Source organism: Serratia sp. L9, assembly GCF_050632285.1.
GTDB lineage: Bacteria > Pseudomonadota > Gammaproteobacteria > Enterobacterales > Enterobacteriaceae > Chania.
In genome coordinates this window covers 3108500-3125574 of record NZ_CP192591.1, presented here as the reverse complement: position 1 = coordinate 3125574, position 17075 = coordinate 3108500, and the positions used below count along the sequence as shown (strand labels likewise).

Annotated in this window: 10 protein-coding genes, 1 tRNA gene and 3 pseudogenes; 9 read left to right on the top strand and 5 right to left on the bottom strand. The window is 51.9% G+C overall.

The annotated features are described in order from the left end of the window. Positions 1–189: 189 nt before the first annotated feature. The 4 genes and pseudogenes from ACQ86O_RS14760 to yejF all read left to right on the top strand — a co-directional run bounded on the left by ACQ86O_RS14760 (position 190) and on the right by yejF (position 5730). A pseudogene (locus ACQ86O_RS14760) lies at positions 190–1997 on the top strand (extracellular solute-binding protein). Positions 1998–2007: 10 nt separating this feature from the next. Then, positions 2008–3102 carry a microcin C ABC transporter permease YejB gene (locus tag ACQ86O_RS14755; protein ID WP_431221741.1) on the top strand — a complete coding sequence of 365 codons (1095 nt, stop codon included), beginning with the start codon at positions 2008–2010 and terminating at the stop codon, positions 3100–3102. Further along, entirely contained in the window at positions 3099–4124 is a 1026-nt protein-coding gene (locus tag ACQ86O_RS14750; RefSeq protein ID WP_431221740.1) for an ABC transporter permease, read from the top strand. The genes ACQ86O_RS14755 and ACQ86O_RS14750 overlap by 4 nt, the downstream gene beginning before the upstream one ends. A 1-nt stretch (position 4125) precedes the next feature. Then, entirely contained in the window at positions 4126–5730 is a 1605-nt protein-coding gene (yejF, locus tag ACQ86O_RS14745) for a microcin C ABC transporter ATP-binding protein YejF (RefSeq protein ID WP_431221739.1), read from the top strand. A gap of 9 nt (positions 5731–5739) precedes the next feature. Here yejF and ACQ86O_RS14740 read toward each other — a convergent pair whose 3' ends face one another. The 3 genes from ACQ86O_RS14740 to rsuA all read right to left on the bottom strand — a co-directional run bounded on the left by ACQ86O_RS14740 (position 5740) and on the right by rsuA (position 8637). After that, the gene (locus tag ACQ86O_RS14740) at positions 5740–6084 is read right to left on the bottom strand and encodes a YejG family protein (protein ID WP_431221738.1); all 345 of its coding nucleotides are present in this window, start codon (positions 6082–6084) and stop codon (positions 5740–5742) included. A 613-nt stretch (positions 6085–6697) separates the two neighbouring features. Then, on the bottom strand, positions 6698–7894 hold the full coding sequence (locus ACQ86O_RS14735; protein ID WP_431221737.1) for a Bcr/CflA family multidrug efflux MFS transporter: 1197 nt from the start codon (positions 7892–7894) through the stop codon (positions 6698–6700). A gap of 29 nt (positions 7895–7923) precedes the next feature. After that, entirely contained in the window at positions 7924–8637 is a 714-nt protein-coding gene (rsuA, locus tag ACQ86O_RS14730; protein ID WP_431221736.1) for a 16S rRNA pseudouridine(516) synthase RsuA, read from the bottom strand. 307 nt (positions 8638–8944) lie between these two features. Between rsuA and ACQ86O_RS14725 the strand changes: the two are divergent. Then, positions 8945–10701: pseudogene (locus tag ACQ86O_RS14725) on the top strand (DEAD/DEAH box helicase). A 150-nt stretch (positions 10702–10851) separates the two neighbouring features. After that, a complete protein-coding gene (gene rplY, locus ACQ86O_RS14720; protein WP_431221735.1) occupies positions 10852–11136 on the top strand; it encodes a 50S ribosomal protein L25 in 285 nt (94 codons plus the stop codon). A 77-nt stretch (positions 11137–11213) separates the two neighbouring features. Here rplY and yejK read toward each other — a convergent pair whose 3' ends face one another. Then, the gene (yejK, locus tag ACQ86O_RS14715; RefSeq protein ID WP_431221734.1) at positions 11214–12221 is read right to left on the bottom strand and encodes a nucleoid-associated protein YejK; all 1008 of its coding nucleotides are present in this window, start codon (positions 12219–12221) and stop codon (positions 11214–11216) included. 161 nt (positions 12222–12382) lie between these two features. Between yejK and ACQ86O_RS14710 the strand changes: the two genes are divergently transcribed. The 3 genes and pseudogenes from ACQ86O_RS14710 to ACQ86O_RS14700 all read left to right on the top strand — a co-directional run bounded on the left by ACQ86O_RS14710 (position 12383) and on the right by ACQ86O_RS14700 (position 14554). Next, entirely contained in the window at positions 12383–12610 is a 228-nt protein-coding gene (locus ACQ86O_RS14710; protein ID WP_076941538.1) for a YejL family protein, read from the top strand. A gap of 9 nt (positions 12611–12619) precedes the next feature. After that, positions 12620–14400, top strand: a pseudogene (gene yejM, locus ACQ86O_RS14705) (LPS biosynthesis-modulating metalloenzyme YejM). A gap of 77 nt (positions 14401–14477) precedes the next feature. Further along, positions 14478–14554, top strand: a tRNA-Pro gene (locus tag ACQ86O_RS14700). 536 nt (positions 14555–15090) lie between these two features. Here ACQ86O_RS14700 and ACQ86O_RS14695 read toward each other — a convergent pair. Next, complete coding sequence (locus ACQ86O_RS14695; RefSeq protein WP_431221733.1) at positions 15091–16905, bottom strand: prophage tail fiber N-terminal domain-containing protein; 1815 nt, start codon at positions 16903–16905, stop codon at positions 15091–15093. Positions 16906–17075 lie beyond the last annotated feature (170 nt).

Genomic DNA, 17075 nt, shown 5'->3' with positions numbered 1-17075 from the left:
TCTTTACTCAGAAGACCGGTGCAAAATGGTATGCTGTCGGCCGGATTAATTGACGATAACCCATGAGGTTCAAGCTGCAGCAACAGCATAAATTCCCAAGCTTACTCGGGTAAGTCATTGGGCCTATGCAGTTAACCTGGTAGCGGCTTGAAAGATGACGGATATACACAGCAGGAGCTTACCGTAGAGATGTCTGTACGCATTTTTGCTGCCTTGGTGCTTTCGGCGCTCAGTTTTAGCTTGCAGGCCGAAACCCTCAATGAAAGCTACGCTTTCTCCACGCTCGGTGAACCTAAATATTCCACCGACTTCAGTCATTTTGACTACGTAAACCCGGCGGCACCCAAGGGTGGCGATATTCGGCTGGCAGCCATAGGCACTTACGATAACTTCAACCGTTTCGCCTCGCGCGGCGTGCCCGGCGAGAGAACCGGCGAGCTCTACGATACCCTATTTACCACCTCGGACGATGAACCTTCCAGCTACTATCCGCTGATTGCCGAATCGGCCCGTTTCCCGGCGGATATGCGTTGGATGGAGCTGGATATCAATCCCCGCGCCCGTTTTCATGACGGCAGCCCGATTACCGCGGCCGACGTGGCCTTCACCTTCAATAAATTTATGACTGAAGGGGTGCCGCAATACCGTTCCTATTACAAAGGCGTAAGTATAAAAGCGCTCTCCCGCCTGACTGTACGCATTGAACTGCCTGAGCCAGATAAAGAAAAAATGCTCAGCCTGCTGAGTAGCAAAGTGTTACCGCAAAGCTTCTGGAAAGATCATAAGCTCAACGAGCCATTGAGTACCCCGCCCCTCGGTAGCGGCCCCTATAAGGTCGGGAGCTATCGCCTGGGCCAATACATTACCTATGAACGCGTGCGAGACTATTGGGCGGCAAACCTGCCTGTAAACCGCGGGCGCTATAACTTTGATACGCTGCGTTATGACTATTATCTGGACGATAAAGTCGCTCTCGAGGCGTTTAAGGCGGGAGCCTATGATTTCCGCATGGAAGGCTCGCCCAAAAGCTGGGCCACACAGTATGAGGGCGGTAACTTTGCCCGCAACTACATTATCAAGCAGGATGAAACCAACGAGGCGGCACAGAATGCCCGCTGGTTGGCGTTCAATATCCAACGGCCGATTTTTGCCGATCGCCGGGTGCGGGAAGCCATTACGCTGGCCTTTGATTTCGATTGGATGAACAAGGCGCTATATTATAATTCTTACCAGCGCGCCAACAGCTATTTCCAGAACACCATTTACGCGGCATCCGGCTACCCGAATGCGGCAGAGTTGGCCTGGCTGGCTCCGCTGAAAGGTAAAGTGCCAGAAGAAGTGTTTACCACCATTTATCAGCCCCCTCTTCCGATGGCAGCGGTACCGATCGTGAAAACCTGCTGAAGGCTACCGAACTGCTGAAACAGGCGGGATGGGAAGTGAAAAACCAGCAATTGGTGAACAGTGAAACCGGTAAGCCTTTTACCTTTGAGCTGATGCTGTTAAGCGGCAGCAATTTTCAGTATGTGCTGCCTTTCCAGCACAATCTGAAGCGGTTAGGCATTGATATGAAGATCCGTGAAATAGATGCCAGCCAGTTCACCCGGCGCATGCGAACGCGTGATTTCGATATGATGCCGAGGGTGTATCCTGCTATGCCGTTTCCTAGCGCCGACCTGCAGATTGTCTGGGGATCACAATATATGGATTCCAGTTATAACAGCCCTGGCGTCAGCGATCCGGCGGTAGATGCCCTGATAGAACAGATCATAAAACATCAGGGAGATGAAAAAGCGCTTCTTTCCCTTGGCCGCGCACTGGATCGGGTACTGACATGGAACATGTATATGTTGCCGATGTGGTATTCCAACCACGATCGCTACGCCTATTGGGATAAATTCTCTTCGCCAGCGATACGCCCGACCTATTCGATCGGGTTTGATAACTGGTGGTTCGACGTCAACAAGGCGGCACGCTTGCCGACGCAACGGCACTAAGGAGCCTGCAGTGGCCGCTTATCTGATACGCAGATTACTGCTGGTGATCCCAACTTTGTGGGCGATCATCACGATTAACTTTTTCATCGTGCAAATCGCACCCGGTGGCCCGGTCGATCAGGCAATCGCTACCATAGAACTGGGGCAAACCAGTGGTTTTGGCGGCGGTGGCGGTGGTGACGGGCTTGGGCATGTCAAGGCCGGTGTTGGCAACGTTGGCGAAGGCCAATATCGCGGTTCACGCGGGCTGGATCCGGAAGTTATTGCCGAAATAACCAAACGCTACGGCTTTGACAAGCCGCTGCATGAACGCTACTTCTCCATGCTTTGGAGCTATATGCGCCTCGACTTCGGCGAAAGCCTGTTCCGTGGCGCTTCGGTCATGCAGCTTATCAGCCAAAGCCTGCCGGTCTCCATTACACTAGGTTTATGGAGCACGCTGATCATCTACCTGGTGTCGATCCCGCTGGGGATCCGTAAAGCCATCCACAACGGCACCGCCTTTGACACCTGGAGCAGCACGCTGATTATTATTGGCTATGCTATTCCGGCGTTTCTGTTCGCCATTCTGCTGATCGTGCTGTTTGCCGGTGGCAGCTATCTGGACTGGTTCCCGTTACGTGGGTTGGTTTCCAGTAACTTTGATTCCCTGTCGTGGTACGGCAAGATCGCCGATTATCTGTGGCACATCACCTTACCGGTGCTGGCAACGGTGATTGGCGGGTTTGCCACCCTGACCATGTTGACCAAAAACTCGTTCCTTGATGAGATCCGTAAGCAATACGTGGTCACCGCCCGCGCCAAAGGGCTGGATGAGAAGAAAATTTTGTACCGCCACGTTTTCCGTAACGCCATGCTGTTGGTGATCGCCGGTTTTCCGGCCACCTTTATCAGCATGTTCTTTACCGGCTCGTTGCTGATCGAGGTGATGTTCTCCCTCAATGGTCTTGGATTATTGGGTTATGACGCGACCTTGCAACGCGACTACCCGGTAATGTTCGGGACGTTGTATATTTTTACCCTGATCGGCCTGTTGCTGAATATTGTCAGTGATATCACCTATACCCTGGTCGATCCGCGCATTGATTTCGAGGCCCGCCAATGAGCCGCTTAAGCCCCATCAATCAGGCCCGCTGGGCGCGCTTTCGCAGCAACCGCCGTGGTTACTGGTCACTGTGGATTTTCCTGGTGGTGTTTGTGCTTAGCCTGGCCGCCAACCTGATCGCCAACGATAAACCTTTGCTGGTGCGCTATGAAGGCCGTCTGTATGTACCGTTTATGGTCAACTACAGTGAAACCACCTTTGGCGGTGAGCTGAATACCACCACAGATTTTCAGGACCCCTTTGTCATCAAGCAGATCGAAAACCACGGTTGGGCAATTTGGGCGCCGATCCGCTTTAGCTACAACACCATCAATTTTGCCACGCAGGTTCCCTTCCCTTCTCCGCCCTCACGGCAGAATTTGCTGGGAACGGACAGCAACGGCAGCGATGTTCTGGCACGAGTGCTCTACGGCTTTCGTATTTCAATGCTGTTTGGGCTGGCGTTGACGCTGTTTTCCAGCGTGATCGGCATCTGCGCCGGGGCGACGCAGGGCTATTACGGCGGCAGGTTTGACCTCTGGGGGCAGCGGCTGATTGAGGTGTGGTCGGGCATGCCGACGCTGTTTTTAATCATTTTACTTTCCAGCATTGTGCAACCCAACTTTTGGTGGTTACTGGCCATCACCATTCTGTTTGGCTGGATGAGTCTGGTGGGCGTGGTACGAGCCGAGTTCCTGCGTACCCGCAATTATGATTATATTCGAGCAGCCCGGGCCATGGGCGTACCCGATCGTGTGATTATGTACCGCCATATGCTGCCTAATGCCATGGTGGCGACCCTGACCTTTCTGCCGTTTATTCTGTGCGGCTCTATCACCACGCTCACATCCCTGGATTTCCTCGGTTTTGGCTTGCCGATAGGTTCACCTTCATTGGGTGAGTTGTTGTTACAGGGTAAAAACAACCTGCAAGCGCCGTGGCTGGGTATCACCGCTTTCCTGGTGCTGGCGGTGTTGCTCTCACTGTTAATCTTTATCGGCGAAGCGGTTCGCGACGCCTTCGACCCCAGCAAGGCGCATTAATATGACCACTCCGCTGCTCGCTATTAAAGATCTCAGCATCGCTTTCCGTCAAGCCGGGGCTTTAAACCAGGTGGTTAACGGCGTTTCACTGCAGGTTGAACAAGGTGAGACGCTCGCATTGGTGGGGGAATCCGGTTCAGGTAAAAGCGTCACCGCCCTTTCCGTGCTGCGCTTGCTGCCTTCACCCCCAGTGGTTTACCCCGGTGGGGATATTCTGTTTAACGGCAACTCCCTGCTGCACGCGCCGGAAGCCGAACTGCGTAAAGTGCGTGGCAACCAGATCTCGATGATTTTTCAGGAACCGATGGTGTCGCTAAACCCGCTGCATACCATTGAGAAGCAACTGGCCGAAGTCCTGATATTGCATCGGGGCATGCGCCGTGACGATGCCCGGGCCGAAATCATTCAGTACCTCGATCGCGTGGGTATTCGTAACGCCAAAGGGCGGCTAAAGGATTTTCCCCATCAGTTATCCGGCGGGGAGCGCCAGCGCGTAATGATCGCCATGGCGGTGCTGACCAACCCTAAACTGCTGATTGCCGACGAGCCCACTACGGCGCTCGACGTCACCATTCAGGCACAGATCCTGATGTTGCTGAAGGAGCTGAAACAGGAGTTGGGGATGGGGTTATTGTTTATAACCCATAACCTGAATATCGTGCGTCGCCTGGCCGATAACGTGGCGGTCATGCGCCAGGGCCTGTGTGTCGAGCAAAACAGCCGCGCAGGGCTGTTCAGTGCCCCTCAACATGCCTATACCCGCCAGCTGTTGGCCGCAGAGGATGTGGGTGAGCCTTTGCCCCTACCGGCCAGCGAGGGGCCAGGAGCTACCTTGCCGTTGCTGAAGGTAGAGAACTTGCAGGTGAGCTTCCCGATCAAACGCGGCCTGCTGCGGCGTATTGTCGATCAGAACTTCGCGCTGAAGAACCTGAGCTTTGAGCTGAGACCGGGAGAGAGCGTGGGTTTGGTTGGTGAATCTGGCTCGGGTAAAAGTACCACCGGCCTGGCGTTACTGCGTTTGCTAAGCTCCAAAGGCGCGATCTGGTTTAACGGCCAACCGCTGCATCAATTTAGTAACCAGCAAATGTTACCTTACCGTAGCCGCATGCAGATTGTTTTCCAGGATCCCTACTCAGCGCTGAACCCACGGCTGAATGTGCTGCAAATTATCGCCGAAGGTTTAGAGGTGCATCAGCAACTGAGCGTCGAACAACGTGAACAACGGGTGATTGAGGCCTTGCAGGAAGTGGGTTTAGACCCAGCGTTGCGTCATCGTTATCCCACGGAGTTTTCCGGTGGGCAGCGGCAGCGGATCGCTATCGCGCGTGCGCTGATCCTGCAGCCGCAACTGCTGATCCTCGATGAGCCGACGTCGTCATTGGATAAATCGGTACAGGCGCAGATTTTAACGCTGCTGAAGTCATTACAGCAACGGCACCATCTGGCTTACTTGTTTATCAGCCACGACCTGCAGGTCGTGCGATCGCTCTGCCATCAGGTGATTGTCCTGCGCCAGGGCGAGGTCGTGGAACAGGGTGACTGCAAGACCATTTTCAATGCGCCCTCTGCTGCCTATACGCAGCAGTTATTGCAGTTGGTTGATTAACGGCTTGGTTCAGAAGGGGTATTGGGCGCTGAATTTTTCAGCAATCGCCGCGCCGACGTTTTTTAACCGGCACATGGTGGCGCTTTCATCGCAACGATGAACGAACATGCAAGGCTCGCCTTCCCATTCAACCACAGCACAATCAACCTGGATCTCTTGCAGAGACTGGTTGAGTTGTTGCATTACCCGCCAGGCATCATGCCCGTCATGACTGAGCAGCTTCAAGCCAATCAGATTGTTATCCTCGTCTATGCCGCTAAGCGGAATCGGTTCAACCTTGACGCCGGTAAAACCTGATAGCCAACGATAACTTTGCGGTAAGCGGTGCACTACCGAAAGCTGGATAGTATCCACATGAAATCCCTAGTATGAAAAGGTGAAACACTTTTTTACATCACAGGACTAGGTTAGTTATAGCCGTTCTAATCCGACTTTGCTGCCGATAAACGTTATTTAAATGTAAAGTTTACAACAAATAATTAACCAAATCCTACGATCGCTGATATCACTGATTTTTTGCTCACCGTAAAAGTTTCTCTTACAGCATTTTGCGACTCAGCTCTCATTTTTGCGTTATATGTAACCCTTTCCGCTCTCAATCTCAACTTTTTTTCTTGCAATGCAGTTACTTTACAAACGCTATATTTTTACATGGTCGAAACAATTAAGCCAGACACGCCGTACAGGGTAACTTAATAAGCGCATGATAAAAAACAATATAAACCCAATCAGGCACAAAGAAAACCGCTTATCCACATGCAGGTTGCACCTTGTGCTACCTCCTTGGAATATCAGGTATTTTTAACAAAAAAACTACAGATGGTTATGCCCAACATCTTGTCAGCTAGCCGTTATTCAGTAATGAACTGAATATTGTCAGCCTGGGAAGAGGTTTTTAATGATGCACAAATGCCGCACCTGCCCCACAGGGAACTGGCTAGCGGCATCACTGATAAGCGTTCAGATATCAGGCAGGATTGGGGTGTGACCGGCTGGCATAGACGTAAAACAACACCGCGATAAGGCTGCACAGCGCCATGGAAGCGACCATCGGCCACGCGCTTTTGCCCGGAGCCAGGGAAAGTATCGCCCCAACCAACGCACCAATGCTAAAGCGCAGCGTCCCGGCCAGTGAAGAAGCGGTCCCCGCCATATGTGGGAAATCATCAAGAATAACCGCCATCGCGTTAGAAGAGATCATGGCTATGCAACCGAGATAAACCGCGACCCCCAGCACCAATGCCCAAAATCCCAGGCCGCTGGCCGTAACGGTTAACAGCCACAGGCTCATCGTCAACTGCACAAACAGCCCGATGCGGAACATTTTAACCGCCCCGAGCCTGCGAACATTACGACTATTGAACAAGGTTGTCAGGAACAGGAATACGATGTTCAGCGCAAAGTAATAGCCAAAATGTTGCGGCGAAACGTTATTCAGTTCGATATAGACAAAGGGCCCGGCGCTGAGGAACGAGAACATGCCGGCAAACGAGAAGGCACTGGCCAGCATGTAACTCAATACGCGCTTGTGGCGAAACAACGAACCGAAGTTCCCCAGCGTGGTGCGCAGATGGAATTTCTGCCGCCGCTCTTTAGGTAATGTCTCCTTGATAAAGAACGCCACCAGCACCGAGCCAAACAGTGCAGCTACCCCCATCGTCCAAAATATGGCATGCCAGCTGAACCACAGCAGCAGCGCCCCACCGATCATCGGAGCCAACAGCGGCGCAATGGTCATCACCAGGATCACGAACGACATCATGCGTGAGAACTCGTCCTTGGTGAACATGTCGCGCATCAGGGCGTTAATCACCACGCTGGCAGCCGCCGCAGAAAGGCCATGCAGGAAGCGCAGGTTGATTAGCTGCTCAACGGACTGGGCCATGGCACAGGCCCCGCCAGCGATGGCAAAAATCAGCGTCCCCCACAGGATCACCGGCTTGCGGCCAATGCTGTCTGACATCGGCCCATAGAACAACTGGCCTAAAGCAAAACCCAGCACATAAGCACTGAGCGTCATTTGTACACGGCCAGACTCAACGCCAAATTCTTGAGCGATAATCGGCATGCTGGGCAGATACATGTCGATAGCCAATGGCATCAACATGGAAAGCAGGCCCAGAATAAAGATTAAACCGAGGTGAGAAGTCCGGTTCTGTTGCACTTTCAACGACTCCTTGGTCAGCCGAAAAATCAATCTTGCAGGTGCGGAGCGCCCACGCTGGCAATTTCTTCTTCGGTCAGCGGGCGGTATTCACCCGGTGCCAAATCATCATCCATCACAATGGCGCCGATGCGTTCGCGGTGTAATTCGACGACCCGGTTACCGACGGCGGCAAACATCCGCTTCACCTGATGGTAACGGCCTTCACTGATGGTCAGACGCACCAGGTTATCCTCAATCTTTTCCAATCGGGCTGCTTTGGTCAGGTCTTTCTCGTTATGCAACTGCACACCTTGCTCAAACTGTTGCGCCGTATCGGCTGCCAACGGATGTTCCAGCGTCACCAGATAGGTTTTCTCACAATGATGTTTCGGAGAGGTAATACGGTGCGACCACTGACCGTCATCCGTCATCAGTACCAGGCCGGTAGTATCAATATCCAGGCGGCCTGCTGCGTGTAGCTTGTAAGCCACGGGCTCATCCAGGAAATAGAGCACCGTTGGATGATCCGGATCGTCGGTAGAGCACACGTAACCCTGCGGTTTATTAAGCATGAAATAACGTGGCCCGTTCAGTTGAGACAAAACGTTGCCATCAAACGCCACTTCCTGCTGCGGAGTCAGTTTAACCGCCCCGCTCTTCACCACTTCACCGTCTACGGTGACGCGTTTTGCACGGAGTTCACGCGCTACCAGCGCACGGCTGATACCTAACTGCTGAGATAAAAACTTGTCCAGTCGCATTGAATCTGCTTTGCCTGTGATTGTTAAGATCGCATTGATCGTATTGCTGAATATGACGTCCCGCCCTTGCACCAGGTGCAAATGAGCCGGCTCGGAGAAGAAAATTGCGTGGGGAAACGGCCCAGTATAACGGCGTAAACGACGCCATGACAGGATCAATTTCCATGCATCTCGCACTGCGTACGCCTAGAGGGCATAATAATAGAAATTTTTCCGCCGTCTGGGGAGCAAAATGTCATTAATTTTGTGGGTTCTTATGTGGCAAAATAAACTCCTGATGGCCCACGACAGTGAACGGCGATAACCGATGGCTTTTACCCTGCGCCCCTATCAGTTGGAGGCGGTTGACGCCACCATCAAACACTTCCGCCGGCATCCTGAACCGGCATTGATTGTGCTGCCAACCGGCGCAGGCAAAAGCCTGGTGATTGCCGAACTGGCTAAGCGCGCCCGTGGCCGGGTGTTGGTGCTGGCCCACGTTAAGGAGCTGGTGGCACAAAATCACAGCAAATACTGCGCGTATGGCCTGGAAGCCGACATATTCGCCGCCGGTTTGCAGCAGAAAGACAGCGCTGGCAAAGTGGTTTTCGGCAGCGTGCAATCGGTGGCCCGCAATCTGCCGCTGTTTGACGGCGCTTTTTCGCTGTTGATTATTGACGAATGTCACCGCATCAGCGACGACGATGACAGCCAATACCAGCAAATTATCCAGCATCTGCAAAAAACCAACCCGCAACTGCGTCTGCTCGGCCTGACTGCCACACCTTATCGTCTGGGCAAGGGCTGGATTTATCAATACCACTATCATGGCATAACGCGGGGCGACGGCAGCAGCTTGTTCAGAGACTGTATTTATGAACTGCCACTGCGTTACATGATCAAGCATGGGTTCCTGGTGCCGCCGGAGCGATTGGATATGCCGATCGTGCAGTACGATTTCAGCCGGTTGCAAGCCAGAAGCAATGGCCTGTTCAGCGAAGTCGACCTTGATCGAGAGCTAAAAAACAAAACCGCATCACGCCACATATCATCAGCCAAATTGTGGAATACGCACAAACCCGCAAAGGCGTGATGATTTTTGCCTCGACGGTAGAACATGCACGCGAAGTCCACGGTTTGTTGCCAGGCGGGGAAGCGGCGTTGGTCAGTGCTGAAACACCCCCAGCCGAACGCGATGCCCTGATCGAGGCCTTCAAACAGCAGCAGTTGCGCTATCTGGTCAACGTTGCGGTACTGACCACCGGTTTTGATGCGCCTCATGTCGATCTGATTGCCATTTTGCGGCCAACCGAATCTGTCAGCCTGTACCAACAGATAGTCGGGCGTGGCCTGCGGCTGGCACCGGGCAAAGAAGATTGCCTGATCCTTGATTACGCCGGGAACCCCCACGATCTGTTCACGCCGGAGGTTGGTACCAGTAAGCCCCATGCGGACAGCCAGCCGGTGCAGGTATTTTGCCCTGGCTGCGGCTTCGCCAACCTGTTTTGGGGGAAATGTACCGAGAGTGGCGAAATAATCGAGCACTATGGCCGGCGCTGTCAGGGATGGCTGGAGGACGACGAGGGAAATCGTGAACAATGTGACTATCGTTTCCGCTTCAAGAGTTGCCCACACTGCGGCGCAGAAAACGACATTGCGGCACGCCGCTGCCATCAGTGCCAGGAAGTGCTGGTCGACCCGGACGATATGCTGAAGGCTGCGCTGAAGCTGAAAGACGCGCTGGTATTACGCTGTGGAGGAATGGAGCTGCAAAGCGGGCGGGATGATAAAGGGGAATGGCTGAAGGCCACCTATTATGACGAAGACGGCACCAGCACCAGCGAGCGTTTTCGCCTGCACACTCCGGCGCAGCGTAAAGCCTTCGAGATGCTATTCGTGCGCCCGCACCAGCGCGCGCCCGGTGTGCCTTTCAGTTGGCAAAATGCCGCGGATATATTGGCTCAGCAACCGCTGCTGCGCCATCCAGACTTTGTCGTCGCGCGCAAACGCGGTCAGTTTTGGCAGGTGCGTGAAAAAGTATTTGATTATCAGGGCCGCTTCCGCCGAGCCAATGAGCTCTATTAGCGGCACAGGGCAGGTTTTCATTGCCCATGGCGCGGCTTTCCGTTAAAATGCCGCCCGCTTTACCTGGGTTCTCCCGGTGTGGAAGCACGTTACCGAGCCTGTTACTGGGTCGCCTGTAGCAGGGTAAATTTTCTTTTTAGAGAAAAAACAATGTTCACTATCAACGTACAAGTACGTAAAGACCAGGGTAAGGGTGCGAGCCGCCGCCTGCGTGCAGCAAACAAATTCCCCGCTATCGTTTACGGTGGCAAAGAAGCTGCAATTTCCATCGAATTAGACCATGATTCTGTAAAGAACATGGAAGCTAAACCAGAATTCTACAGCGAAGCAGTAACTCTGGTTATCGACGGTAAAGAAACCAAAGTTAAGGTTCAGGCTGTACAGCGTCACCCGTTCAAGCCAAAACTGGCTCACATCGACTTCGTTCGCGCTTAATCGCAACGCTATCGATTTCGGGACGCCGAAGTAGAAAACGCCGCAATTGCGGCGTTTTTTATTGGCTGCGATCCGGCCTATTTGCCACCGTTTGAACGGCGTTGCAACTGATCGCGCAGGTTCGGTGGTGTGCCGCGGATAGTCAGCGTATCGGTGGCCGGATCCCAGAAAATCCGCTCCCCCAACAGCATCGCGTCAAAGTTCAGGCTGATACCGCCGCCGCTACCAGCAAATTTGGTCAGTTGGCGTAACGTCCCGCGATCCGCCGGGAAACTATCTTCCAGTTGATAATTCTGTTCACTGGAAAACTGCAGGAAATCCTTCTCGCCCACAGGGGCTATCTCTTTCGACAGTTCTTGCAGCTCTATCTCTTCCCCAGCCTGCAATTGCTCATTACAGTAGCTGTAAACCTGCTGGCGAACCGATTGGCGTTGGTTTTTATCCAACTGCGCATCCGTACAGTAATCATCTACTGCCTGCAGCAAACCACGGTTTTGTGCCTTGGTATCCAGCCCCTCTGCCGCCGCCAGGAAATCCATAAAGAAGTCGGAAACCTTACGCCCTACCCGCCCTTTGAGGAATGTCAGGTAGCGGGTGGAATCCGGGTTGGTTTCCCATTCGGTCAAATCGATACGCGCCACAATGTCCGCGTGGTTGATATCCAGATAGTGCGTGGTGCTGATATCCAGCTCTTCATTAACGCGCATACTGTTGCAACTGTTCAACACCGCAATCAGCAAATATTCCGCCGACAGGTAACGGTATTGGCCAAACAACACCACGCCGCCTTCGGCAAACGGGTACTTGGCCAGCTCATCACGCAAACGGCCAGTAGCCGCACGGCTGAACGCCAGGAAATCTTCATCCCCTTTGCGGCAGCTGCGTAACGCATCCGCCAATTCGCTCTGTTCGTTGAACAGGCCGTAAGCTTTGCTCTTGGCGCTGTAAACGCGATGCAGTTCCGCCATCATATCTTCCACCGCCGTATTGGTGGGAAGAAGGGAATCGCGCAACACCACCTCCAGCGTCTGCTCATCGCGTTTTACCAACTGGTGCAGTGCAATCTGCTGGATATCCAGACTCATGATAAATCCTCCTGTTCTTTGAGCGCGTATTCAAGCACTGAAGCGGCAATGGCTCAATCAATTAATCCATTCCTTAACGATCTTCGCACTATAAAAGAGCGGAAAATCACGGCTCTATACGGTAAGATATGGGACTTTGTCGGGCTTTGAGCACAATCTTTATGCCACAATCATCTCGTTACAGTGACGAACACGTTGAACAACTGCTCTCTGAGCTGGTCAATGTTTTAGAAAAGCACCATACTCCCACCGATCTTTCTTTGATGGTGCTGGGTAACATGGTAACCAATTTGATCAACACCAGTATTGCTCCTGCTCAGCGGAAGTCTCTGGCCAGATCGTTTGCTGAAGCCTTGCAGGCTTCTATCCGTGAAGATAAAGCGCATTAATAATTATTTATGGTGACAAACCGTCAGCGTTATCGTGAAAAAGTCTCCCAGATGATCAGTTGGGGGCACTGGTTCGCCTTATTTAATATTCTGCTCAGTATCGGGTTGGGCAGCCGCTACCTCTTTGTTGCCGATTGGCCGTCCTCATTGCTGGGGCGCGTCTATGCGTTAGTCAGCCTGGTAGGGCAATTCAGCTTTATCGTGTTTGCCGCCTATCTGCTGATCATCTTCCCGCTCACCTTTGTGGTGATGTCGCAGCGCCTGCTGCGATTTATTTCTGCGGCGCTGGCCACCACCGGGCTGACGCTGCTGCTGGTAGATAGCGAAGTCTTTACCCGCTTCCACCTGCACCTTAACCCGGTAGTCTGGGAACTGGTAGTCAACCCGGACCAGAGTGAGCTGGCTCGCGATTGGCAATTGATGTTTATCAGCGTACCGGTGATCTTCCTGGTGGAGATGCTGTTTGCCACCTGGAGTTGGCAGAAACTACGCAGCCTCAACCGACGCAGCTTTGGCAAGCCGCTGGCGGTGCTGTTTATCTGCTCGTTCTTCGCTTCGCACCTGATTTACATCTGGGCGGATGCCAATTTCTATCGTCCGATCACCATGCAGCGTGCCAACCTTCCACTCTCTTACCCGATGACCGCACGTAAGTTCCTGGAAAAGCATGGCCTGCTCGATCCACAAGAATATGAACGTCGCCTTATGCAGCAAGGCAACCCGGCGGCCGCAGCGGTCGAATACCCGCTAAATCGACTCAACTACAGCGATAAGGGCAGTGGTTATAACCTGCTGATGATTGTGGTTAACGGCATCCGCACTGCGGATGTCACGCAAGATATGCCTGCCCTTACCCGCTTTGCGCAGGAAAATATACGCTTCAACGACCATTACAGTTCTGGCAACCATGCAGATACCGGCCTGTTTGGCCTGTTCTACGGTATTTCCCCGACCTATCTGGACGGTATTCTGGCGGGCCGCAAGCCTTCAGCGTTGATCAGTGCGCTAAGCGATCAAGGCTATCAGTTCGGCCTGTTTTCTTCTGACGGCTTCAATGCCAGCCTTTACCGCCAGGCGTTATTGACTGACTTCTCTCTGCCACCTAAACCCTTGGTGCAGAGTGACGCAGCAACCACGCATCAATGGCAAAGCTGGCTGGCCAATCAGAACAAGGATAAGCCTTGGTTCTCTTATATTAATTTCAGCGGTAGTGAGATCCAGGGTGGGAAAAACCTGTCATCGGACGCTTTCATCCAGCGCTATCGTGCTGGTGCAAAAGATGTCGACACCCAGATTGCCCAGGTGCTGGCAACCCTGGAAGAAAAAGGCATGCTGGACAAAACCGTGGTAATCATCACCGCCGAGCACGGGGTGGAGTTCAACGATACCGATAAAGGGAACTGGGGGCGGGTAACAGCTTCAACCGCAGCCAATTGCAGGTGCCTTTGGTGATCCACTGGCCGGGCACGCCAGCGCAGACTATCAATAAGCTGACCAATCACAATGACGTGATGCGGACTCTGATGCAACGCCTGTTGCATGTGAAAACAACCGCCAATGATTATTCGCAGGGGGAAGACCTGTTTGCCGCCCAGCGTAAAAATAACTGGGTCGCTACCGGTAATGGCAGCCAGTTGGTAATTACCACGCCAACACAGACGCTGATATTGGATGGAAATGGGACTTACCGTGCCTATGATCAGCACGATAATGAATTAAAGGACGAAAAACCGCAGTTAGCGCTGCTGTTGCAGGTGTTGACCGATGTTAAGCGCTTTATTGCCAACTAACTGCTTAAATCTAAAGCAATCAGTTAGACACCAGCTTGAATTTACGCCCGGAAACGGTAGTATGGTTTTCACTGCGTCGGCATGTAGCGCAGCCTGGTAGCGCACCGTCATGGGGTGTCGGGGGTCGGAGGTTCGAATCCTCTCATGCCGACCAAAATTATATAGAGAAACCAACCTGTTACGGTTGGTTTTTTTATGTCTGGAATTTTAACATGGTAAAATAATGGTAAAACCATGGTAAAACTCTCGACGGAAAAGCCCTTTTCGCGGCGTTGATAATCAAAACAACGTGTAGTTAGCATCGATCTCATCAGGACATTCCTCCATCCTCTGTTGATGAAAAAGATTAAGTATGTAGTCGATTCCTTCACGCAATGACACTGGTCTTTCTATCTCAAAGATGAAAGCATTGTCGTATGCTCTCCCAAGCCAGTAACCGCCGCCATACTCCCTCAGCCGTTGAAAAAATACTAACCGACCAGGTGGTATGTAATCCCTCAACTCCCCCTGTACACAATGTCATAACCAGAATCTTTACGGCTCATAGAAACCTCACACAACAAAATAACTGTACATAAATACAGTATAATTGTGAGGTATCGGAGTGTGAAGATTGATTTACTCAGTGAATGATATGAGTCTGATCGATAAGGAAAGAAAGTTTAGCCGGGGTCTCTCCCGGCTCTGTAGTTACTCTTTTGGCTCTTCAGCAGGTACAATTGTTTCACCCTGTGACGGTTCCTCCCCGTTTCCCACATCTTCCGGCTCTGGCTTAAATTCATCTTCTGTTTGTTGCTCAGGTTCCACAGGCTCATCAATGGCTGGCTCTTCAACCGGATCATCACCTGCAGGCATTTCGACACGCAGATCAATCCACCGGCCATCGGGAATATCGATCGGGGTGCCTTCTTTGTAACCGACTTTCACGTTCTGCGCGAATTTCGGAGCGGTGGAGTTAACGCGATGATAGGTCTTGATCAGCAGGTCGCCGGTGGCTTCGACCTCGTAATCAACCCATACCAACGGTAATTTATTGCGATCAATTGGTATCTCAATACCGCCATCTGCTCCGCCCCACCCAGCATCAGAGTTAAAGCCAAGTGTGCCGGACACACGATAAACCCCCTCTTCTATGCGTTCGGTACTAACTCCCTGGCTTTGTTCATTGAGTTCACTCGTGCCATCGCTGAACAACTTAACAATAGGGCTGGCTTTCTTGAGGAAACCGTTGGCGTCTACTGTTGTGTTTCCGTTATGCCAAACTTCTTTCCATGCTCCAGATGCGTTATTCTGAATGCGCCGGAATGCCATTTTGTCTGCGCCAAACGGAAATGCAATCTGAAAACCGTAAGTGCGATTTGAATACCCGAACACGTTTAGAACATGATTATTCGCTGCATCAAATGTATCGGTCATCGCTGAGATATTAGCGTAAAATGCACCGTTAATTCGATAATCGGATGCTAATGTATATCCCGTTAACGATGGCCGAAAATCAGCACCAAGTCCATAGGCTCCAATTTGTAGATAACGCGCATCACTTTTGGTTCTCGCTTCATAAATGTCCCATTCACTCCACGTATCCGTTAGAGCAAAATATGTACGAGTGTAATAATAACCAACAACATTCCACACGTAATAATTTTGCGTAACACCAGTTCTTCCGCTTGCTTGAGCGTGAGAGTTGATAACCTCCAATACACCAGCCAGGGCTACTGGATAATTTCTTGCAAGGGTCGCGTTTGTGGTCGAGTTCTGGAAATATCTTTTCTCATCGACAACAGTATTTAAATCCTGCGTCCCTAACTGTGTGGCCTCAGATAATAATCGTGCTGTACCAGAATATACAGTTGATGGAAACGTTACTGTGCCATCAGGTTTAAATAATGCACTGTATGCTGTACCTGCCCACCTAAGCGTCATTTGTCCAGTAGCAACAGTGTTATAAAGTGCTCCCTGTTCAACTGCATCATTATCCTTAAACCTGATAATAACATTAGCGCCGGGGGTCTTTGACTGTAGAACACTATCACCGAGCGACGTTGTTCCGTTATTAAACTTCACTGGGCTGGCTACAGTTTGCTCTGCTGTCGTTACTTTGCTGAGCGCGTTTGTCATTGCTGCGACAGAGTTATTCTCGCTCTCTTTTGCCGATGCTGCGCTGGCTGCGGCCTCGGCACGCATACGATCTACAGTTTCTACAATAGCCGGATTTAAGTCAGCCTCGCCAGGGATTGTGAGGAAATCATTTAGTGTGCCTGGCTGCGAGTTAAGCATTACCTGAATGCCGCCCACGCGCTCCGGAGTACGGCCACTGGCAGTAATCATTACATCATACTGACCTGGTTCAACACTCAGCGAGTAACGCCCTGTGGCGTCAGTAATGGCCTGCGAGCGAGCCTGGATTACAACGGTTGTAGAGGTTCTAACAGCACGTAATTCAATTACTACACCGACTCGAGCATCGCCAATGGGGCCTTTTAATACACCACTTATTACTGCCATATTTTTACTCTCCAAATAAAAAACCCGCCGAAGCGGGTTATGACTAGTACTTATGCCTTTTTACTGATGGCCACCCGAACCGATGCAATTTTTACCTGGCTGAGCTTCACCAACCCACAACTCATAGCAAAAAGGCGTCCTTTTATGCTCCACTGAACTACAACCAACAA